Origin of the sequence: Streptomyces sp. NPDC050164 (assembly GCF_044459945.1) — a bacterium.
Taxonomy (GTDB): Bacteria; Actinomycetota; Actinomycetes; order Streptomycetales; family Streptomycetaceae; genus Streptomyces; species Streptomyces coeruleorubidus_A.
The window spans coordinates 120,750-140,350 of the sequence record NZ_JBITJK010000022.1 but is presented as its reverse complement, the minus strand read 5'-3'; the positions used below and the strand labels follow the sequence as shown (position 1 = coordinate 140,350).

Below are 19,601 nucleotides of genomic sequence, written 5' to 3'. Positions count from 1 at the left end.
GAAGTCTGTCGTACGCGCAGTCAGTGGGCCGCCGGATGAGCGGTCCACCACCAGTTCTGGATCGAGTGCGCGAACATGGCAGGCACCTTACCCCATGTCCGAGTCGTGTACCCCGTGTCTCAATTGCTGGGCATGGGGCAGGACGTCCGACACGACCCCGTAATGTTGAGGCCGTGACCGTGAACGCTAAGACCAGCGCGAGTGCTGGCAACACCTGGCGAGACCTGCCCGCGGCGCAGCAGCCCGAGTACCCCGACACCGAGGCTCTGCGCGCAGTCGTTGCGGACCTCGAGTCGTATCCGCCGCTCGTCTTCGCGGGCGAGTGCGATCAGCTGCGCGCCCGGATGGCGGCCGTCGCCAAGGGAGAGGCGTTCCTCCTCCAGGGCGGCGACTGCGCCGAGGCCTTCGACGCGGTGTCCGCGGACCAGATCCGCAACAAGCTCAAGACGCTGCTCCAGATGGGCGCCGTGCTGACGTACGCCGCGTCCGTGCCCGTGGTGAAGGTCGGCCGCATCGCCGGCCAGTACTCCAAGCCGCGCTCCAAGCCGACCGAGACCCGCGACGGCGTGACGCTGCCGACGTACCGGGGCGACTCCGTCAACGGCTTCGACTTCACCGAAGAGGCCCGCGTCCCGGACCCCGAGCGGCTGAAGCGCATGTACCACGCCTCGGCCTCCACGCTGAACCTGGTGCGCGCCTTCACCACCGGCGGCTACGCCGACCTGCGCCAGGTGCACGCCTGGAACCAGGACTTCGTGAAGTCGTCCCCCTCGGGGCAGCGCTACGAGCAGCTGGCGCGCGAGATCGACAACGCGCTGAACTTCATGCACGCCTGCGGGGCCGACCCGGAGGAGTTCAAGACGGTCGAGTTCTACTCCTCGCACGAGGCGCTGCTGCTCGACTACGAGTCCGCCCTGACCAGGATCGACTCGCGCACCGGGCAGCTGTACGACGTCTCCGCGCACATGGTGTGGATCGGTGAGCGCACCCGGCAGCTGGACCACGCGCACATCGAGTTCGCGTCGCGGATCCGCAACCCGATCGGCATCAAGCTCGGCCCGACGACGACGGCCGAGGACGCGCTGCAGTACATCGAGCGCCTCGACCCGGAGCGGGAGCCGGGCCGGCTGACCTTCATCGTCCGCATGGGCGCCGACAAGGTCCGCGACAAGCTCCCCGAGCTGGTCGAGAAGGTCACCGCCTCGGGCGCCACCGTGGCCTGGGTGACCGACCCGATGCACGGCAACACCTTCGAGGCGGCCTCCGGGCACAAGACCCGCCGCTTCGACGACGTGCTCGACGAGGTCAAGGGCTTCTTCGAGGTCCACAAGGCCCTCGGCACCCACCCGGGCGGCATCCATGTGGAGCTGACCGGCGACGACGTCACCGAGTGCGTGGGCGGCGGCGACGAGATCTTCGTCGACGATCTGCACCAGCGCTACGAGACGGCCTGCGACCCGCGGCTCAACCGCAGCCAGTCGCTGGACCTGGCGTTCCTCGTGGCCGAGATGTACAGGGACCAGTAACGGTTTCGCCTGTTACACCGACATCGACTGGGGCGCGGATCACATACGATCCGCGCCCCAGTCGACTTTTGCGTCTCCGACCCGGCGGGTAAGGTTAGGTTAGCCTCACCGGTCAACGGGGACGGCGCCTTGGAACGACCTGTCGGGAGGTGGACCGCGTGTACGTGTGCAGTTGCTTCGGGATCACCGAGCAGCAGGTCAAGCAGCACGCCGACGGCGGCGCCTGCACCCCTCGGCAGATAGCCTCCGCATGCAAGGCGGGCACGGACTGCGGGTCGTGCGTACGTCGCATCCAGGCGATCCTGGGCAGGGGTGCGTGCCCTCGCCGTGAGATGGCCGACCGAGGCCAGCCGGTGCTCGCGGAGCTGGAAGACGCCGCCTAGGGGCCCGCCCCTAGCTCGGCTGCTCGATCTGCTGCGCGAGGTACAGCGCCTCGCCGAGCTTGTCGATGAGCTCCAGCTGCGTGTCCAGGTAGTCGATGTGGTGCTCCTCGTCCTCCAGGATCGACTCGAAGAGGTTCGCGGACGTGATGTCGCCCTTGGTGCGCATCACCTCGATACCGCGCTTGAGGCGGTCGATCGCCTCGACCTCGACCTGGCGGTCGGCCTGGAACATCTCGGTGACCGTCTGGCCGACCCGTACGTGGAAGAGCCGCTGGTAGTTGGGCAGGCCGTCCAGCATGAGAATGCGTTCGGTGATCTTGTCCGCGTGCTTCATCTCGTCGATGGATTCTTCACGCGTGTACTTGGCGAGCTTGGTCCAGCCTTTGTTGTCCTGGATCCGGTAATGCAGCCAGTACTGGTTGATCGCCGTCAGCTCGCCGGTCAACTGCTCGTTCAGGAATTCGAGGACCTCGGGGTCGCCCTGCATCGCAGAGGCTCCTTCCACGCGGGGGAACTGGCAGGTTGCGCCGCATGATTCCACCGGCGGCGAAGATCGTCCAGTAAGTCTCCACTTACTAAGTAAGGGCATGCTTAGTTCTTAATGCCCTGTTTTGTGGTGGCCCCGGTCAGGGACATCACCCGGGGTCTGTCAGGATGGAGTCATGGGTCAGCCGGTGGGACACGAATCGGGAGAAGGGCGCGATCCGGCAGGAGCGACGCAGCCCGGGCTTCCGCCGGGACAGCGGGTGCAGCGCGGCTGGCCGGTCACCCACTACGGACCCGTCCCCAAGTTCCGGCCCGAGCGCTGGGAGTTCAGGGTCTTCGGCGCCACGGCGGACGGCGGCAAGCACTGCTGGACCCACGAGGAGTTCACGGCCCTGCCGTACACCACCGTCGTGGCCGATCTGCACTGCGTCACGAAGTTCAGCATGCTGGGCGCCGAGTGGGGCGGTGTCCCCGCGCGCACGATCCTCGACATCGCGCCGCCCGCGGACGACGTCACCCATGTGATGGTGTGGGCCGAGTACGGATTCAGCTCCAACCTCCGGCTGTCCGACTTCGCCTCCGAGCACGTCCTGTTCGCCACCCACAAGGACGGTGAGCTGCTCACCGCCGAGCACGGCTTCCCGCTGCGCCTGATCGTGCCCCACCTGTACGCCTGGAAGGGCCCCAAGTGGGTGCGCGGTGTGGAGTACATGACCGCCGACCGGCGCGGCTTCTGGGAGGAGCGCGGCTACCACAACATCGGCGACCCGTGGCGCGAGCAGCGCTACTCCTACCAGGAGGGGCCCGGGGACGGCCCGGACCTCTGAGCCCCGCGGCGCGCACGCCGGGGCGGGACGGCACGGCGGTCACCGGCCGGTGGGGGAGCCGGGCGGCTCCGAGGGGCGCACGTTCCGTGTATGGGGCGCTACCCTTTCAGTCTTGCCTGGTGGGCGCCGTCCCGTGCGGACAGGACCGCCGGGCTCGCGGTGTTCCGCTTGAGGTCGGTAGGGCTAACGCTGTCGGGGGACGATGTGGGGCTGTTCGGAGAGCGCCGTACCTTCATGTCAGGACTGGGGTCGGCTGACCGTGAAGCCTTGGCTGGCTTAGGCAGCCGGCACGACTACCCGGCTCACGAGACCCTCCTGTCGGAAGGGGAGCGCACCACGTTCGCCGTGGTCATCCTGGAGGGCTGGTCCGCCGTGTGGACGGCGACCGAACGCGGCGGACGGCTCATCCTGGGCCTGCGGCAGGCCGGAGAGGTCGTGGGCGACATGGCGGCCCTCGACGGGCGACCGCGCAGCGCCTCGGTCAGCGCCCTCGGGCCCCTGACCGGGCTGGTCGTCCCGGGAGAGCGGTTCCGCCGCTTCCTGGCCGCCCGCCCCCACGCCAACGCGCTGATCATGAGCCAGCTCACCGAGCGGCTGCGCAGTGCCGACCACGAGCGCCGCGCCCTGGCCTCCATGACCGTGCTCCAGCGGCTGTCCGAGCGGCTCGTCGAACTCGCGGACCGGACCGGCAGGGTGGAGCGCGAAGGCGTCACCATCCGGCTGCCCCTCGCCCAGCACGAACTGGCCGCCTCGGTCGGCTCCACCCGCGAGGCCGTGGCGAAGGCGCTGCGCCTACTCCGTGAGCAGGGCCTGGTGCGTACCGGCCCGGGCACCCTCGCCGTCGCCGACCTGGAACCCCTGCGCCTGCTCGCGGGCGGGGCGCAGCACGGCAGAGACACCTGACACACCGATTTTTCCCTGCTGTGTAAACGGCTACAGCGCGGTCCCGCCGGCACCGCCAGCATCAGGGTTACGGCCGTCGGGACGTCAGGGAGCACGAGGAGAGGCCGATGGAAGCGGAAGACGAGTACAACGTCATCATCAGCGTGGACGCCGAGGGGTCGGGCAGACTGACCGATCCCGAGAAGGACCGGATGCGCGCCAGACTCTACGAGGTCACGGGCCAGGCCTTCGAGAAGGCCGACATCCGCCCGCCACGCCTGTACCAGGAGGACCGCGGGGACGGCGTCCTCAGCTTCCTTCCGGCCGGAGTGCGCCGCAGGGTGGCGGGGGAGTGGCTGGAGTACCTCCATCAGAACCTGCGGGAGGTCAACCGCGACCTGCGCACCCCGCTGCGCCTGAGGGTGGGCATGCACATCGGCCCGGTCAGGGCCGACGCCCACGGCCGCTCCGGCCGCGCCGTCGACCTGGCCTGCCGGCTGTGCGACTGCGCCACGGCGAAGGCGGTCCTCGCGGCCGCTCCGGAGAAGTCCCCGCTGGTGGCGGTGGTCTCCGACCGGCTGTACGAGGATGCCGTCCTGCCGGGCGGCCGCTGGGTGGAACCGGACCACTACCGCAGCCACGAAGTGGAGCTGAAAGAGGGCGGCCGAACGGCCTGGTTCATGGTGCCCGGGCTGCCCCAGCCGCCGGAACCCGAGCCCGCCGACGAGACCGACGGCCCGGCAGGTGCCCCGCCCGGGCCCGAGGACACCCCGCGCGGACCGGGCGGCACGCCCGCGCCCCGGGGCCCCGCCGGGACGCCCGAGGGGGCGAAGGTCGTCCAGGACGTCCACCAGCACGGCAGCGGCCTGCTGTTCGCCGGCAACTTCGAGAACTTCAATAACGGTCACCCCGGGACCGGCAGGAGTGACCGGTGAGCGCGAACAACGCCGCACCCGCCGGTCCCGCACCGGGCGGGGCGCAGCCCGGACCGCACGGCAACGCCAAGCCGGGACCGGGAGCCCAGCGCGCCGACCAGGCGCCCCAGCCCGACCACGCGGCTGGAGCCGACCCGTCCCAGAACGACGTCATCGGCGGCGCCGACGCGCTCGCCGAGGAAGGCCTGCCGGGGACGTCCGCGGCCGCCTCCCGCGTCTACCGGGCGTCCTCCCACGGATCCGGCAACCTCTTCAGCGGCCACTTCGAGTCCATCACCCTGTTCAACAGGCCGGAGACCGCCAGCCAGCTGCTTGCCGGTCCGCTCCCCGCCGACGAACTGCGCACACTGCGCCGGGTGTTCCAGGAGCCGGCGGAGTACGGCGCGTGGAAGGCACGGCTGCGGTCCGACCGGCTCCTCGTGCTGTGCGGGCAGCCCGGCACCGGCCGGGCCTGCACCGCGCTGTCCCTGCTGGACGACGTCACCCGCGGCCACGTCTCCCGTCTCGGCCCCCGGTCCGACCTCGCCGCACTGGAAGAGAGCCAGATCGAACCGGGCCACGGGTACGCCCTGGAGCCCACCACCTCGGGTCTGCCGGACGAGACCGGCCTCGACCGGCTCTGCGAACTCCTCGGAAAGCAGCAGGCGTACGCGGTCCTGCTGGCCACCCCCGAACCGGGCGACGTCCTCTCCCGGCGCGGCCGCTACTACTGCCAGCACACCCCCGCGTCCGCCGCCGACGTCGTCGACGGACACCTCGCCACGGAACTCGAAGAGGACCCCGGCGACCTGTACGACCGGGCCCGCGCACTGGCGACCGACGCCGCGGTGCTCGAGGCCACCGGCCTGGACGAGTTGCTGCCCGCGGAGGCCAAGCGGTTCGCCGCCCTCCTGGCCCGGCGGGTGCGCGGGGACCTGACCCACGACGAACTCCTCGCACGATGCCGTCGGTTCGCCGAGGAACAGGCTGCCGACTGGTTCGTCGGCGGTGCGCTCGCCGAGAGTCCGCAGCGCTTGCGGGACGCGGCCTACCGTATCGCCGTCGCCGTGCTGGGCCACGCCTCCCTCAGCGCCGTCGCCGAGGCCGCCGAGGTCCTCGCCTGGGAACTGGCCGTCACGGCCGCCCCGGAGGCCAACCCCGGCCGCCCGCTCTTCAGCGACGGCGTCGACGCCCGGCTGGCCTCGGCCCGCGCGGTGGCGGACACCGGCGTGGAGCAGGTCGGGGACGAGGACGTGCCGGTGCGTACCGTGCGCTTCCGGGGCGAGGCGCTCGGCCCTGCCGTCCTCGGCCACCTGTGGCAGCACCGGCACAACGTGCGTGGCCCCGTCCTGCGCTGGCTGGCCGGACTGTGCGAGGACTCCCGCCCACAGGTGTGGGTCCGCGCCGCCATGGCCGCCGGTCTCCTGTGCGGGCTCGACTGCTCGCACACCGTCCAGGAACTCGTGCAGCCCATGGCCCAGGCGCCGCAGGCCCGCCGTCGTCTGTTCGCCGCGACCGTCCTCGACGTGGCCGTCACCACCCCGGAGGTCGGCACGGCCGTCCGTGCCCTGGTCCGGCACTGGGCGACCCAGGGCGACGAGCACCTGCGGTGGACCGCGGGCGCCGTGCTCGGTCGAGGGAGGGCCACGGCCACGGTCGGCGACACTCTGGACCTCCTGGGCCGGATCGGCGTCTGGGATGACGGCGCGCTCCGCGCGGCCGCGGGAGTCCAGGTCGCCCACCTCGCCGGAGCCCACTGCGATCCGCTCGTCCTCCGGCGGATCCGGGTCTGGCTGTCCGACGCGCGACGGCCCCATCAGGACCTCGGCCTGCAGAGCACGGTCTTCCTCGCCTCCGTCTCCGCGACCGACCTGTGGAACCAGCACCCGGACCTGGCCGAGCGCGGTGACTGGCCCCTCATGCTGGCCCTCGCCGACGCCCGTCCCGACCTGGCCAAGGAGCTGGCAGGGCTGCTGTGGACGGCGCTGCAGACCGGCCGGTCCTACGAAGCGGCCGTGGACACGGTGTCGGACTGGCTGCGCCGGAGCGCCGACCAGCCCTGGGCGTCGTGCCTGGAGGCGTTCCTGCCGCTGCTGGTCCACAGCCAGGACGACCGGGACCGGCTGCTCTCCCTCCTCAAGGAACTGTCCGAAGACCCCGACCAACCACTGAACGACACGCAGGTCCGCCGCTTCCACACGGCGGTCCAGGGAGCGGGTACACGATGACGCAGAACGGATGGGGCCAGCAGTGGCCCCAGCAACCGCAGAACTGGCAGGCGGAGTTCGCCCTGCCGCACGATCTGAGAGGGCCCTTCGTCAGGGAGTTCACCCCGCAGGGCGGCTACCGGCACCAGCACAGTCAGGTGGCCTCGGTGCTCTACTACCGCAACGGCGGGCACAGCGTGGTCACGGTCCGCGGCGCGGAGCACCACAACAAGCCGCTGATGGGCAAGCCCACCTCGGTGTGCTGGATCGCCCGCGGCCAGCACCAGGTCTCCTTCCAACTGGAACTGCCCACCTCCGGCGACCGGTCGCAGTTCAAGGCCGGCGCGGACGTCAACTGGGAGGTGCGGGACTTCCATCTGGCCGCCGAGAAGCGGGTGGTGGACGTGGAGCGCATGCTGCGCCCGCCGCTGGAGAGCCGGCTGCGCGGGATCAGCCGGCGCTACGGCCTGGACGAGGCGCAGCAGGTGGACGAGGCCATCCAGGACGAGCTGGCCAGCGGCCGGTGGAACGACTTCGGCGCCGACCTCGGTCTGGTCACCCAGGTGTTCATCCGCATCGACCTCGGCCAGGCCGCCGCCGATCACCACGCCCAGATGGTGGCGGTGGAGAAGAGCACCGAGGTCCAGCAGGCCATGGACACCGCCCAGAAGGCGCGGGTCATGGCGAACATGGAGGACGCGCAGAAGCTCATCAGCGCGGGCGAGGCGACTCAGTACGCGCATCTGCTCGCGCAGGATCCCAGTCGCGCCCAGGACATCCTGGCCGAGCTTCAGCGGCAGGCACGCGCCCAGCGGCAGGGCGCGCTCGACTACCTGACCAACTTGATCAACCTGGGCGTGGTCCAGCGCCACCAGATCGACGACCAGGTACGGGCGCTCATCGACTTCAGCCGCACGGCCTCCGCGAACGTGTTCCAGAACGGTGTGCCGCCGGCGCCGACCGCACTGCCGGCCCCGCCTCCGCCGCCGCATCCGCCACTGCCCCCGGCGGCCCTGTCCGACGCCCCGCCGATCCCTCCGCCCGCCGCCCCGACGGACACTCCCGACGAGACGGGCACCCCTCAGGACGACACCGGTGCCGGACGGCGCGCGTGACGGCGGCCCAGCCCGTGCCCCAGTCGGACACGGCCGACCACTACGTCGCCGAACGGCTGCTGGTGACCGTACGCGAGGACCTGGGCCGAGCGGACGTGAAGGCGTCCATCCTGCTCTCGGGCGCCGTGGCGGCACCGGCGCTGGTCCTCGGCCGGGGCGGGGCGCTCCCCGCCACCGGGGCCGCCCTGGGGTTCCTGGTGGCCGGCGGAGCGCTGTGGGCGGCCGGGACACTGCTGCTGCTCGCGGTGATCGCACCGCGCAGCGGCACCATCAGGACAGCACCCGGTCCGACGTTCTACGGCGACGCGCTCGGCGCCAGGGACGCGGAGGCGCTGCGTGCGGCGGTCACGCGGGCCGGACAGGACCGGGTGGGCTGGCTGCTGGTCCAGTTCCAGGACGTCAGCGCGATCCTGGCGGCGAAGTACCGTTGGCTGCGCTGCTCCATGGCGCTGCTCGGCGCGGGGCTGCTCCTGGCGGCCGTCGGGGCCACTGCGGGCTGACCGGCGGGGCCGTCTCCCGGGTCCGCCCGCGCCGCGTCAGCCGCTGCGCAGCTTCTTCAGCAGCTCCACGTCCGCCGCGTGCCCCTCCTTGCCGCCCGGCGTCTCGATGATCAGCGGCACGCCCTCGGTCGCGGGGTGCGTCATCAGGGCCCGGAACGGGTCCTCGCCGATGTGGCCCACGCCGATGTTCTCGTGCCGGTCCTTGTGCGCGCCCACCACGTCCTTGGAGTCGTTGGCGTGGATCAGCTTCAGCCGGCCCTCGCCGACCGTGTCCACCAGCAGGTCCAGCGTCTGGTGCATGCCGCTGGGGCCGGTCAGGTCGTGCCCGGCGGCGAAGACATGGCAGGTGTCCAGGCACACGCCCAGCATCGGATGGGCGTCCAGCGCCTCGAAGTACGGGCCGAAGTCCCCCGTCCGTGAGCACAGGGAGGCGCCCTGCCCGGCGGTCGACTCCAGCAGCAGATACGGATCGTCGTCGTGGGTCAGCTCGTCGAGCAGCGGCAGCAGGTGCTCCCGTACCTGCTTCAGTGCCACGGACCGCTCCCGGCCGCCGGTCGCGCTGCCGGTGTGCACGACCACACCCAGCGCCCCGATCTCCCGCCCGCGGCGCAGCGAGTGCCGCAGCGACTCCACGGACCGCTCCACGGTCGCCTCGGTGTGCGAGCCGAAGTTGATCAGGTAGGGGGCGTGGACGTAAGCCGGGATCGACTCGGCCTCGCACGCGGCGCGGAACGCTTCGTCCTGCTTCGGATTGCCGGCCGGAGTGGCCCAGCCGCGCGGGTTGGCGACGAAGACCTGGACGGTCTCCGCCTTCAGATCACGGGCGTAGGACAGGCCGACGGAGTGGAGCCCACCGGCCACGGGGACGTGGCCGCCCACGGGGTTGCGGGAGGGGCCGGACAGCTGATTGTTCACCCGTTCAGGGTGTCATGCGCCCGGCCCGGCCCTGCCCACGGGCTCCTGCCCGCCCCGTCACCGGATCCGGATGGTGATCGTCGAGCCCTTGGGCGCCGTCTCCCCGCCCTCCACGGACTGGCCCTTCACCGTGTCGCCGAACAGGCCGAGCAGTCCTCGGTCCTCCTTGACCTGGAACCCGGCGCCCTCCAGCTCCCGCTTGGCGTCGTCGACACTGTCGCCGACCACGTCCGGGACCTCGATCATCTCCGGGCCCTTGGACAGCGTCAGCGTCACCGTGTCGCCCTCGGCCGCCTGGTTGCCGGTGCCCGGGCTCTGCTTGGCGACCTGGCCCTTGTCGAACTCGGAGGAGGTGACCCGTTCGGTGGCGACCTTCACCTTGAGACCGGCGTCCTGCAGCTCGGCCTTGGCGTCGGCCAGGTCGTCACCGGTGACGTCGGGGATGTCGACGGGGCTGCCCTTGCTGACGACGAGCGCCACGGCCGTGCCCGCGCGCACCTTCGTGCCGTCCGCCGGCCGCGCGGAGATCACCGAGCCCTTGGGCACGTCCTCGCTGAACTCACGGGTGACCATGCCCGGCTCCAGCCCGTCCTCCTTCAGCAGAGACCGCGCCTTGTCCAGCCGCCGGCCCTCCAGGGCGGGCACTCGCACGTTCTCGGGGCCGTCGGAGATGGTGAGGGACACCGAGTCGTTGCCCCGGATGCGGGTCCCGGCCTTCGGGTCGCTGCTGATGACCGTGCCGCGCTCCACGGTGTCGCTGTAGGCGTGCTCGACCTTGCCGAGCTCCAGCCCCGCGTCCGCCAGCCGGTCCTCGGCCTGCGCCTGGGTCTTCGCCAGCAGCGGGGGGACCTCGGTGAACTGGCCCGAGTTGACGTACCAGATGCCGGCGCCGAGGCCGAGCGCGAGCAGGACGGCGACGACGATCGCCATCGGGCCGCGCCGGGGCCCCGAGCGGCGCCGGGACGGCGGGGGCGGCGGGGACGCGAAGCGGCTGGTGCGGTGGAGCGCGGCTGCGGAGCCCTCCTCCTCGTACTCGTTGACGGGCAGCGGGCGCGGCGTGGCCGGCGCGCGCGGGATCACGCCCGTACGGTCGTCGGCGTTGTCGTGGTCCGCCGCGAGCGCCTGCGGCGGCACCGCGTCCAGCTGCTCCACGGTCAGCCGGCCGCGCCCGTCACGGACCTGCGCGAGCAGCGCCACCGCGTCGTGCGGGCGGATGTCCGGGGTGCGGGCGGTCGCCGAGGCCACCATCTCGTCCAGCTCGTACGCCAGAGAGGGCACGGCGACCGAGGGCGGTGGGACGTCCTCGTGCAGATGCTTGTAGAGGATCACGGCCGGGGAGTCCCCGTCGTGCGGCTTGTCGCCGGTCAGCATCTCGTACAGCATCACGCCGCACGCGTACACGTCGACGCGGGGGTCGGCGGTGCCGTTCTCTATCTGCTCGGGGGCGAGGTACGAGACCGTGCCGAGCACGGTGCCGGTGGTGTTCGTCACCGTGTCCACGGCCCGGACGAGCCCGAAGTCGGCGACCTTGACCCGGCCGTCGTCCCCTATCAGGACGTTCTCGGGCTTCATGTCGCGGTGGACGAACCCGGCGCGGTGCGCGGCGCCCAGCGCGGCCAGCACCGGCTCCAGGATGTCCAGGGCGGCACGCGGCTGAAGGGCCCCGCGCTCGCGCAGCACGTCCCGCAGGGTGCAGCCCGCGACGTACTCCATGGCGAGGTAGACGTAACTGCCGTCGGTGCCCTGGTCGAAGACCTGTACCACGTTCGGGTGAGCCAGCCGGGCCACCGACTTCGCCTCGCGGATGAACCGCTCGACGAACGAGCCGTCGACCGCGAGCGAGGGGTGCATCACCTTGAGCGCGAGGACCCGGTCGAGCCGGGTGTCCACGGCCCGGTAGACCGTGGCCATCCCGCCGACCGCGATCCGCGCGTCGACGCGATACCGGCCGTCGAGCACCTGCCCGACCAAGGGGTCCTGAAGGGTCGTGTCCACGCAGGCGAGTGTACGAGCCACGACTGACACCCCGTCGCCCCGTCCGCATTCGGGCCAGGACTGAAGCGGACCTGTGACGTGCGTCCCATTCAACCCGCGGGCAGTCGTACCGACTCAGCTGCGGGCAGTCGTGCCGCTTGGGGCGGCGCCCGTCCCAAGCGGCACCCCGCTACGCCGGGCTGCGCACCCACCCGCCCCCAGCACCAACGCCTGGTCACTCGAAAGCAGGCCGCTCCGGATCAAGCACAGCCATGCCCTCGGCCGGCGAAGACGCCTCCGCGAAGTGCCGCCGAGGGATACGCCCGGCGCGATACGCCAACCGCCCCGCCTCCACCGCATGCCGCATCGCGTCAGCCATCAGCACCGGCTCCCGCGCCCGCGTCACCGCCGAGGCGAGCATCACACCCGCACACCCCAGCTCCATCGCCAACGCCGCATCCGACGCCGTACCGGCCCCCGCGTCCAGAATCACCGGCACGCGCGCGTGCTCGACGATCAGCTGGAAGTTGTGCGGATTGCGAATGCCCAGCCCGGAGCCGATCGGCGAGCCGAGCGGCATGATCGCCGCGCAGCCGACGTCCTCCAGCTTCCGCGCGAGCACGGGGTCGTCGTTGGTGTACGGCAGCACCGTGAACCCGTCGTCGACCAGCGTCTCGGCCGCCTCCAGCAGCTCGATCGGATCCGGCAGCAGGGTCCGCTCGTCGGCGATGACCTCCAGCTTGACCAGGTCGGTGCCGAGGGCCTCCCGCGCGAGGCGGGCGGTGAGGACGGCCTCGCTGGCGGTGAAGCAGCCCGCCGTGTTGGGCAGGACGCGAATGCCGAGCTTGTCCAGGACGGACAGCACCGAGCCGTGCACCGAGGCGTTCACCCGGCGCATCGCGACCGTCGTCAGCTCCGTCCCGGACGCGGCCAGCGACCGCTCCAGCACGTCGAGGCTGGGCGCCCCGCCCGTACCCATGATCAGGCGGGACGCGAAGGACGTACCACCGAGGACAAACGGATCGTCGGCCATGATCAGCCTCCTTGGACGGCGGTGAGGACTTCCACGCGGTCCCCCTCGGCCAGGGGTGTGGACGGCCACTGCGCGCGCGGGACGACGGTTTCGTTGAGGGCGGCGGCCACGCCGGACGGCGAGGTGGTGAGCGCCATCACGACGGTGTCGAGAGCGGTGCCGGGCCGGACGTCCCGGGGCTCCCCGTTGACGGAGATGTTCATGCGGGCTGCTCCGTGAGTGCGGTGGCGGTGCTGAATCGCTTCGGGGTGAAGGGGCGGGCCTCTTCGGGCAGTTCACCCGTCGCCAGGACGTGGGCCATGGCGTCGCCGGTGACCGGCGTGAGCAGGACGCCGTTGCGGTAGTGCCCGGTGGCCAGCAAAAGCCCTTCGAGACCGGTCGGGCCGAGCAGCGGCGCGTTGTCGGGGGAGCCGGGCCGCAGTCCGGCCCGGGTCTCGGTGAGCGGCAGCTCGGTGATGCCCGGGACCAGCTCGTGCGCGTCCCGCAGCAGCTCGTACACACCGCCCGCGGTCACGGTGGTGTCCCAGCCCAGCTCCTCGCTGGTCGCCCCGAGGACCAGCTCGCCGCTCTCGCGCGGCACCAGATAGACGTGGCTGCCGCGGACGACCGCGCGCACCGTCCGGCTCAGGAACGCACCGTGCCGCTGCGGCACGGTCAGCCGTACGACCTGCCCCTTCACCGGCCGCACGGGCGGCAGCACATCCTCGGGGACGCCCGCGAGCCGCCCGCTGAGGCTGCCCCCGGCCAGCACGACCTGCCTGGCGTCCAGCGGGGTGCCGTCCTCCGTGACGACGCCCGTGGCCCGGTCCCGTACGACGGTGAGCCGCCCGGCCCAGACCCGGTGGAAGACCACACCGGCCCGCTCGCACGCGGCGACCAGCGCCCCGGCCAGCCGCCGGGGGTCGATCTGGTGATCGCCGTCGACCCGCAGCCCGCCGCGCACGCCCGGCGCGAGCATCGGCTCCAGGCGACGGCACTCCCGCCCCGACAGCCACTGCGACTCCAGGCCCGACTGCTGCTGCAAGGCGTGCAGTTCGCGCAGATGGGCCCGGTCGTCGGCATCGAGGGCGACGGCGAGCGTGCCGCACCGGCGGTAGCCGAGGTCGTGGCCGGTCTGCTCGGCGAGCTCGGCCGCGAAGTCCGGATAGCGCCGGGCGGAGGCGAGGTTCAGCCCTAGCAGGGTCTGCTCGCCGTAGTGCAGTTCCGTGACGGCGGCCAGCATCCCGGCCGCGACCTGTGCGGCTCCGCCGCCCGGCTCGGGGTCCACCACGGCCGTGGCGAGCCCGCGCTGCGCGGCCCGCCACGCGGTGACCAGGCCGATGATTCCGCCCCCGATGACGAGGACGTCTGACGTTCGCGTACGCGACATGGGCGTCCAGCCCCTCCCTTCGCCGGCATGACCCGGATCAGGTTCGTACGGTCGGAGGCCGCCAGCCTCCCTCTCAGCCCGGTGCGTCCGGGCTCCCGCGAGTGCCTTACGTTGGCCACCCACCCTAGCCCGATGCCGTATGCCGCAGTAAGGGAGCCGCCGCCATGGCCCGATCCCTCGACGGTCTCGTCCTCGCCCCGGTAGCCGACCAGGCACCGGGCCAGGTGGGGACCCGCACCCGGTTCACGTACCACGAGAAGGACGGCGAGGTCTGGGCCGAGTACACGGGCGGCGACGTCGTGCGCGGACATCTCGTGGGTACCCGGGAGGGCGACAGGCTGGACTTCCGGTACGTACAACTCAAGGGGGACGGCACCACCTCCTCCGGGCACTGCGTGGCGACGGTCGTGGATCTGCCCGACGGGCGGGTCCGGCTGGAGGAGAGCTGGGAGTGGGAGTCCCGGGCGGGCAGCGGGACGAGCGTTGTGGAGCAGGTCACTGCGCATGAGCACTGACTGACGGAATGTCAGTTGACTATGGTGATCAGGTGAGCGAGCAGACGCAGGAACCAGGTTCGTCCGCGCCGCGGCGCGTGGTGGTGGCGGGTGCGGGCATGGCCGGTGTGCAGACCGCGGTCGCCCTGCGCGAGCAGGGCTTCACCGGCACCGTGATCTTGATCGGCGCCGAGCCCCACCAGCCGTACGACCGGCCCCCCTTGTCCAAGGCCGTCCTGCTCGGCAAGGCCGAGGGCTCCGCCTTCGACGTCGACTTCGAGGCCCTCGGCATCGAACTGCGGCTCGGCTGCGAGGTCCAGGGCCTGCGTCCCGGCGACCACGAGCTGGACACCGAGGACGGGCCCGTGCCGTACGACGTCCTGGTCGTCGCGACCGGTGCCGAGCCGATCCGGCTGCCCGGGGCGGAGGGCGTGCCGGGCGTGCACCTGCTGCGCACCCTGGACGACGCCGAGCGGCTGCGGCCGGTGCTGGCCCGCCGGCACGACATCGTGGTCGTCGGCGCGGGCTGGATCGGCGCGGAGTTCGCCACGGCCGCGCGCGAGGCGGGCTGCGCGGTGACCGTCGTGGAAGCCGCCGAACGGCCGCTCGCCGGGGCGCTGCCCGCCGAGGTCGCCGCGCCGATGGCCGGCTGGTACGCCGACGCGGGCGCCGTGCTGCGCACGCACGCGCGCGTGGAGCGTGTGGAACCCGGCGCGGTGGTTCTCGACGACGGCTCGCGGCTGCCCGCGGGCGCGGTCGTCGTCGGCATCGGCGCCCGTCCGGCCACGGCCTGGCTGTCCGGCTCCGGGATCGAGCTGGGCACGCACGGCGAGATCGTGGCCGACCAGCACCTGCGTTCGTCGGCGCCCGACGTGTACGCGGTCGGCGACTGCGCCTCCTTCCCCTCGGGCCGGTACGGCGAGCGCCTGCTGGTGCACCACTGGGACAACGCCCTCCAGGGGCCGCGCACGGTCGCCGTGAACATCGTCGGCCGGGCCTCGGGGGAGACCCCGGCGGTGTACGACCCCGTGCCGTACTTCTGGTCCGAGCAGTTCGGGCGGTTCGTGCAGTACGCCGGGCATCACGCGGCGGCCGACACCACCCTGTGGCGGGGCGACCCGGCCGGACCGGCATGGACGGTCTGCTGGCTCCGCGGCGACCGGCTGGTCGCGCTGCTGGCGGTGGGGCGCCCCCGGGACCTGGCGCAGGGGCGCCGCCTGATCGAGTCGGGCACGCCGATGAATCCGGTATTGCTGGCGGACCCGGCGAGGCCGTTGAAGGCGGCGACGGCGTAGCCGGACGGGAGCATGTGTCCGCCCAGGTGGGCGGGCCCGACTTCCGACTGTCAGTGGGGGATGGCAGGCTGGTTTCCGTGACCGAGATTGACGCAAAGATCGATGCTCTCGTCCCTGCCTGGCTCACCCTCCCCGACATCGCCGAACAGCTCGGCGTCGAGGTGACGCGCGTGCGGCAGCTGGTCAAGGAGGGCCAGCTCATCGCCGTACGCCGTGGTGAGAACCGCGCACTGCACGTCCCCGCGGCCTTCATCGACGGGGACAAGGTCGTCAAGGGCCTGGCCGGGACCCTGACGCTCCTGCGGGACGACGGCTTCACGGTCGAAGAGATGCTGGAGTGGCTCTTCACCCCCGACCCGAGCCTGCCCGGCACGCCGGCGCAGGCCCTCAGCGAGAATCGCGGCACGGAGGTGAAGCGCCGAGCCCAGGCGCTCGCGGTCTGACCCGACCTCGACCGAACAACCGTCCAGTGCCGTACGAGCGGGACCGGACCTGAACAACCGCCCGGTCTGTGGGCCGGGGCCTTGTGGGGTCCCGGCCACGGGTCCGTTTGTGCCCGGCCGGGGCGTGGGCGCCGCCTGAGGCGGACCGTGCGAAACCTCTGGCGGGGCCCGCACCGGAGTCACCGGAGCGGGCGTACCGGCGCCCTGGCGCGCATGCCTGTGCGAAGGGGTGCCGTACCTGCCCGTCCGCCACAGACGCGGGCGCCTTGGCGCCCCGCTCCGCGCCTTGACGCCACCGGCACGGGTGCGCCCGCATCCGTGCGCCACCATGGGAACCGCACCGCTACGCCGCCACAGGCGCGCACCACGCGTCCGTACGCCACCATCGGTGCACCTGCCCGGTAGGACACCATGGGCGCACCGCACCGGTACGACACCACGGGTGCACCCGCATTCCTGCGCCACCAAAGGCGCAGCCCGCACCCATACGCCACCGACAACCAGGGGGACCGACACGCATGGCCGACACCACCGCCACCACAACCCGTGCCCAGCTCGCCGACGCCCGGGTCTACCTCTGCACCGACGCGCGCAAGCGGCAGGGCGATCTCGTGGAGTTCCTGGACGCCGTGCTGGCGGGCGGGGTCGACATCGTGCAGTTGCGGGACAAGGGCATGGAGGCGGCCGAGGAGCTGGAGCATCTGGCCGTCTTCGCCGACGCCTGCGCCCGGCACGGCAAGCTGCTCGCGGTCAACGACCGCGCGGACGTCGCCCACGCCGCCGGCTCCGACGTACTGCACCTCGGCCAGGGCGACCTCCCGGTCCCCGCGGCCCGAGCGATCCTCGGCGACGACGTCCTGATCGGGCGCTCCACGCACGCCGAATCGGAGGCCGCCGCGGCCGCCGTCCAGGACGGCGTGGACTACTTCTGCACCGGCCCCTGCTGGCCCACGCCCACCAAGCCCGGCCGCCACGCCCCCGGCCTGGACCTCGTCCGGTACACCGCCGCCCTCGGCACCGACCGGCCCTGGTTCGCCATCGGCGGCATCGACCTCGGCAATCTCGACCAGGTCCTGGAGGCGGGAGCCCGGCGCGCCGTCGTCGTACGGGCGATCACCGAGGCCGACGACCCGGGCGCGGCGGCGGCCGAGTTCGCGAAGAGGCTGCGGGAGAAGTAGTACGCCGGGTGTCCAAGGGGTGGACAGCAAGTACACAAATCGGTCAAATATCCGCGCCCGGTTGGGCGACCGACCGCCCCTGACTAACCTGCCGGTATGGCCCTCGGCACCGCATCCATCAGGTCGGACCACGCACGCACGGTCCGCGACATGCTCGCGACCGGCAAAACGACGTACTCGTTCGAGTTCTACGCCCCGAAGACCCCGAAGGGCGAGCGGAACCTGTGGAACGCGCTGCGCCGGGTCGAGGCCGTGGCGCCCGACTTCGTCTCCGTGACCTACGGCGCGGGCGGTTCCACCCGCGCGGGCACGGTCAAGGCGACCGAGGCGATCGCCTCCGACACCACCCTCACGCCCATCGCGCACCTCACGGCGGTCGACCACTCGGTGGCCGACCTGCGCAACATCATCGGCCAGTACGCCGACGCCGGGATCCGCAACATGCTCGCCCTGCGCGGCGACCCGCCCGGCGACCCGATGGGCGAGTGGGTGCCGCACCCCCGCGGCCTCGCCTACGCCGCCGAGCTCGTCGAGCTGATCAAGGCGTCCGGCGACTTCTGCGTGGGCGTCGCCGCCTTCCCGGCGATGCACCCGCGCTCCATCGACTGGGACACCGACGTCCGCCACTTCGTCGACAAGTGCCGCGCGGGCGCGGACTACGCCATCACGCAGATGTTCTTCCACCCGGAGGACTACCTCCGGCTGCGCGACCGGGTCTCGGCCGCCGGCTGCGACACCCCGATCATCCCCGAGGTCATGCCGATCGGCAGCGTGCGGACGCTGGATCGGATCGGGTCACTCACCAACGCCGTGTTCCCGGCCGCCCTGAAAGAGCGGATCCTCACAGCAAAAGACGATCCGGCCGCTGTACGCTCCATTGGTATCGAATTCGCCACGGAGTTCTGTGCGCGGCTGCTCGCCGAGGGAGTGCCCGGCTTGCACTTCATCACGCTCAACAACTCCACGGCGACGCTGGAAATCTACGAGAACCTGGGCCTGCACCGCCGACCGCAGGCCTAGACCGTTCGCACCGGTATGCGACACACTGCGTAGCGGCGACTGGGAGAGGGGCGTACATGGGCTGGGCGGTCCTCTACATAGCGTTCGGCATCGTCGCGCTGTGGCTGCTGGGCGAGGTGCTGTTGCAGTACAAGGCGCGGCTGCGCTGGCGGCTGCTGGCCTTCGTCGGGTTCCTCGGTGTCGTGGTCGGTGTCCTGATCCCGTCCGTCGTCGTGATCGGACTGGGCGCGGCCGCCTTCGCGGTCGGGCAGACGTACGTCACCCTGTCGTTCCGCAGCGGCTTCTCGGCCGGCTGGGCGATGAACGCGCCGATGCTGGGCGGCAGCAAGCGCCGCCGCGGTGAGCGCGGCCGCCAGGAGCCGACCCTCGAGGTCTCCGGCCTGGAGACGGCCGACGGCGGCTACGGCGACGAGGGCGCCGACTACCGCCGCGAGGCCGATGTCTCCGCCTACGGCCAGGACGACGACTACGACCGCGACGACGTCTTCACCCCGTCGCGTCCCGTCCACCCGACGGCCGCCGAGACCACCGCCGTCTACGAGCCGCAGCCCGTGCCCGAGGACACCGGCTCCTACGGCGTGTACGGCGACACCGGGTACCCCCCGGGCCCGTCCCACGACCAGTACGCCGCCACGGCCCAGGGCACCGACCAGTCCTACGCCTACGACTACTCGGGCTACGCCCAGCAGCAGGGCTACGACGCCACGGACCAGCAGCAGTACGCCGCCTACTCCGACCCGTACATCGGCACGCCGACCTACGGCGGAGCCGCGTACGACACCAACACCGCCTACGGCGACCAGCAGTACTACGCCCAGCAGGGCTACGGCCAGGACCAGTACGCCGGCACCTACGGCGGCGAGACCCCGCCCGGCGGTGTGTGGGTCCCGCAGCAGCGCAACACCGACGAGTACGGCCAGGAGCTGCCGCCGGAGCAGCAGCCGTACCCGTACCAGGGCAACGAGCAGCAGCAGACGCACGGGAACGGCTTCGACGAGCAGTACCGTTTCTGAAGCCTGAACGCCGCCGGGGCGGCGAGC

General features: G+C 71.9%; 21 protein-coding genes and 1 riboswitch. Of the genes, 14 read left to right on the top strand and 7 right to left on the bottom strand.

All coding sequences use genetic code 11. From position 1 onward, the window contains the following. Window positions 1-20: 20 nt before the first annotated feature. A complete protein-coding gene (locus ACIBNA_RS26760; RefSeq protein WP_076973970.1) occupies window positions 21-77 on the bottom strand; it encodes a trp operon leader peptide in 57 nt (18 codons plus the stop codon). A 96-nt stretch (window positions 78-173) separates the two neighbouring features. Between ACIBNA_RS26760 and ACIBNA_RS26755 the strand changes: the two genes are divergently transcribed. Together ACIBNA_RS26755 and ACIBNA_RS26750 are read left to right on the top strand one after the other, a co-directional pair. Next, window positions 174-1,526 (top strand): class II 3-deoxy-7-phosphoheptulonate synthase, encoded by a 1,353-nt coding sequence (locus ACIBNA_RS26755; protein ID WP_399167658.1) that lies wholly within the window; start codon window positions 174-176, stop codon window positions 1,524-1,526. A gap of 149 nt (window positions 1,527-1,675) precedes the next feature. Then, a complete protein-coding gene (locus tag ACIBNA_RS26750; protein WP_020272981.1) occupies window positions 1,676-1,909 on the top strand; it encodes a bacterioferritin-associated ferredoxin in 234 nt (77 codons plus the stop codon). A 10-nt stretch (window positions 1,910-1,919) separates the two neighbouring features. Here ACIBNA_RS26750 and bfr read toward each other — a convergent pair whose 3' ends face one another. Further along, window positions 1,920-2,396, bottom strand: a complete 477-nt coding sequence (bfr, locus tag ACIBNA_RS26745) for a bacterioferritin (protein ID WP_030051286.1) — start codon at window positions 2,394-2,396, stop codon at window positions 1,920-1,922. A 175-nt stretch (window positions 2,397-2,571) separates the two neighbouring features. Between bfr and ACIBNA_RS26740 the strand changes: the two genes are divergently transcribed. The 6 genes from ACIBNA_RS26740 to ACIBNA_RS26715 all read left to right on the top strand — a co-directional run bounded on the left by ACIBNA_RS26740 (window position 2,572) and on the right by ACIBNA_RS26715 (window position 8,840). Further along, the gene (locus tag ACIBNA_RS26740) at window positions 2,572-3,222 is read left to right on the top strand and encodes a sulfite oxidase-like oxidoreductase (protein WP_399167657.1); all 651 of its coding nucleotides are present in this window, start codon (window positions 2,572-2,574) and stop codon (window positions 3,220-3,222) included. Window positions 3,223-3,426: 204 nt separating this feature from the next. Then, window positions 3,427-4,125 (top strand): Crp/Fnr family transcriptional regulator, encoded by a 699-nt coding sequence (locus tag ACIBNA_RS26735; RefSeq protein WP_399167656.1) that lies wholly within the window; start codon window positions 3,427-3,429, stop codon window positions 4,123-4,125. Window positions 4,126-4,232: 107 nt separating this feature from the next. Beyond that, entirely contained in the window at window positions 4,233-5,039 is an 807-nt protein-coding gene (locus ACIBNA_RS26730; RefSeq protein WP_399167655.1) for a hypothetical protein, read from the top strand. Continuing rightward, entirely contained in the window at window positions 5,036-7,246 is a 2,211-nt protein-coding gene (locus ACIBNA_RS26725) for a hypothetical protein (protein ID WP_399167654.1), read from the top strand. Before ACIBNA_RS26730 ends, ACIBNA_RS26725 begins: the two co-directional genes overlap by 4 nt. Then, on the top strand, window positions 7,243-8,340 hold the full coding sequence (locus tag ACIBNA_RS26720; protein ID WP_399167653.1) for a hypothetical protein: 1,098 nt from the start codon (window positions 7,243-7,245) through the stop codon (window positions 8,338-8,340). Before ACIBNA_RS26725 ends, ACIBNA_RS26720 begins: the two co-directional genes overlap by 4 nt. Beyond that, window positions 8,337-8,840, top strand: a complete 504-nt coding sequence (locus ACIBNA_RS26715) for a Pycsar system effector family protein (RefSeq protein ID WP_399167652.1) — start codon at window positions 8,337-8,339, stop codon at window positions 8,838-8,840. The genes ACIBNA_RS26720 and ACIBNA_RS26715 overlap by 4 nt, the downstream gene beginning before the upstream one ends. A gap of 36 nt (window positions 8,841-8,876) precedes the next feature. Here the strand turns inward: ACIBNA_RS26715 and ACIBNA_RS26710 are convergent, their stop codons facing one another. The 5 genes from ACIBNA_RS26710 to thiO all read right to left on the bottom strand — a co-directional run bounded on the left by ACIBNA_RS26710 (window position 8,877) and on the right by thiO (window position 14,131). Next, complete coding sequence (locus ACIBNA_RS26710) at window positions 8,877-9,755, bottom strand: deoxyribonuclease IV (protein ID WP_399167651.1); 879 nt, start codon at window positions 9,753-9,755, stop codon at window positions 8,877-8,879. A 57-nt stretch (window positions 9,756-9,812) separates the two neighbouring features. After that, window positions 9,813-11,750, bottom strand: a complete 1,938-nt coding sequence (pknB, locus tag ACIBNA_RS26705) for a Stk1 family PASTA domain-containing Ser/Thr kinase (RefSeq protein ID WP_399167650.1) — start codon at window positions 11,748-11,750, stop codon at window positions 9,813-9,815. 214 nt (window positions 11,751-11,964) lie between these two features. Beyond that, the gene (locus tag ACIBNA_RS26700; RefSeq protein ID WP_399167649.1) at window positions 11,965-12,762 is read right to left on the bottom strand and encodes a thiazole synthase; all 798 of its coding nucleotides are present in this window, start codon (window positions 12,760-12,762) and stop codon (window positions 11,965-11,967) included. Window positions 12,763-12,764: 2 nt separating this feature from the next. Then, window positions 12,765-12,965: a sulfur carrier protein ThiS gene (gene thiS / locus ACIBNA_RS26695; RefSeq protein ID WP_399167648.1), complete on the bottom strand. Its 201-nt coding sequence runs from the start codon at window positions 12,963-12,965 to the stop codon at window positions 12,765-12,767. Beyond that, complete coding sequence (thiO, locus tag ACIBNA_RS26690; protein ID WP_399167647.1) at window positions 12,962-14,131, bottom strand: glycine oxidase ThiO; 1,170 nt, start codon at window positions 14,129-14,131, stop codon at window positions 12,962-12,964. The genes thiS and thiO overlap by 4 nt, the downstream gene beginning before the upstream one ends. Further along, a riboswitch (TPP riboswitch) is annotated at window positions 14,129-14,240 on the bottom strand. Its footprint overlaps the gene before it by 3 nt. 55 nt (window positions 14,241-14,295) lie before the next feature. On the opposite strand from thiO, the gene ACIBNA_RS26685 reads away from it, so the two are divergent. From ACIBNA_RS26685 to ACIBNA_RS26660, 6 genes are all read left to right on the top strand, one after another. Beyond that, window positions 14,296-14,646 carry a hypothetical protein gene (locus tag ACIBNA_RS26685; RefSeq protein WP_399167646.1) on the top strand — a complete coding sequence of 117 codons (351 nt, stop codon included), beginning with the start codon at window positions 14,296-14,298 and terminating at the stop codon, window positions 14,644-14,646. Window positions 14,647-14,678: 32 nt separating this feature from the next. Next, entirely contained in the window at window positions 14,679-15,920 is a 1,242-nt protein-coding gene (locus tag ACIBNA_RS26680; protein WP_399167645.1) for an NAD(P)/FAD-dependent oxidoreductase, read from the top strand. Between the two features lie 77 nt (window positions 15,921-15,997). Continuing rightward, window positions 15,998-16,363, top strand: a complete 366-nt coding sequence (locus ACIBNA_RS26675) for an Rv2175c family DNA-binding protein (RefSeq protein ID WP_059423293.1) — start codon at window positions 15,998-16,000, stop codon at window positions 16,361-16,363. A gap of 518 nt (window positions 16,364-16,881) precedes the next feature. Beyond that, entirely contained in the window at window positions 16,882-17,541 is a 660-nt protein-coding gene (gene thiE, locus ACIBNA_RS26670) for a thiamine phosphate synthase (RefSeq protein ID WP_399167644.1), read from the top strand. A gap of 96 nt (window positions 17,542-17,637) precedes the next feature. Further along, the gene (gene metF / locus ACIBNA_RS26665; protein ID WP_399167643.1) at window positions 17,638-18,561 is read left to right on the top strand and encodes a methylenetetrahydrofolate reductase [NAD(P)H]; all 924 of its coding nucleotides are present in this window, start codon (window positions 17,638-17,640) and stop codon (window positions 18,559-18,561) included. A gap of 56 nt (window positions 18,562-18,617) precedes the next feature. Continuing rightward, entirely contained in the window at window positions 18,618-19,574 is a 957-nt protein-coding gene (locus ACIBNA_RS26660) for a hypothetical protein (RefSeq protein ID WP_399167642.1), read from the top strand. Window positions 19,575-19,601: the final 27 nt, after the last annotated feature.

Bases quoted from the DNA above. Each gene is read 5' to 3' on its own strand.
- bfr (WP_030051286.1), bottom strand. From the start codon at position 2,396: ATGCAGGGCGACCCCGAGGTCCTCGAATTCCTGAACGAGCAGTTGACC.
- ACIBNA_RS26740 (WP_399167657.1), top strand. From the start codon at position 2,572: ATGGGTCAGCCGGTGGGACACGAATCGGGAGAAGGGCGCGATCCGGCA.
- ACIBNA_RS26730 (WP_399167655.1), top strand. From the start codon at position 4,233: ATGGAAGCGGAAGACGAGTACAACGTCATCATCAGCGTGGACGCCGAG.
- ACIBNA_RS26720 (WP_399167653.1), top strand. From the start codon at position 7,243: ATGACGCAGAACGGATGGGGCCAGCAGTGGCCCCAGCAACCGCAGAAC.
- ACIBNA_RS26700 (WP_399167649.1), bottom strand. From the start codon at position 12,762: ATGGCCGACGATCCGTTTGTCCTCGGTGGTACGTCCTTCGCGTCCCGC.
- thiS (WP_399167648.1), bottom strand. From the start codon at position 12,965: ATGAACATCTCCGTCAACGGGGAGCCCCGGGACGTCCGGCCCGGCACC.
- thiO (WP_399167647.1), bottom strand. From the start codon at position 14,131: ATGTCGCGTACGCGAACGTCAGACGTCCTCGTCATCGGGGGCGGAATC.
- ACIBNA_RS26685 (WP_399167646.1), top strand. From the start codon at position 14,296: ATGGCCCGATCCCTCGACGGTCTCGTCCTCGCCCCGGTAGCCGACCAG.
- thiE (WP_399167644.1), top strand. From the start codon at position 16,882: ATGGCCGACACCACCGCCACCACAACCCGTGCCCAGCTCGCCGACGCC.
- metF (WP_399167643.1), top strand. From the start codon at position 17,638: ATGGCCCTCGGCACCGCATCCATCAGGTCGGACCACGCACGCACGGTC.
- ACIBNA_RS26660 (WP_399167642.1), top strand. From the start codon at position 18,618: ATGGGCTGGGCGGTCCTCTACATAGCGTTCGGCATCGTCGCGCTGTGG.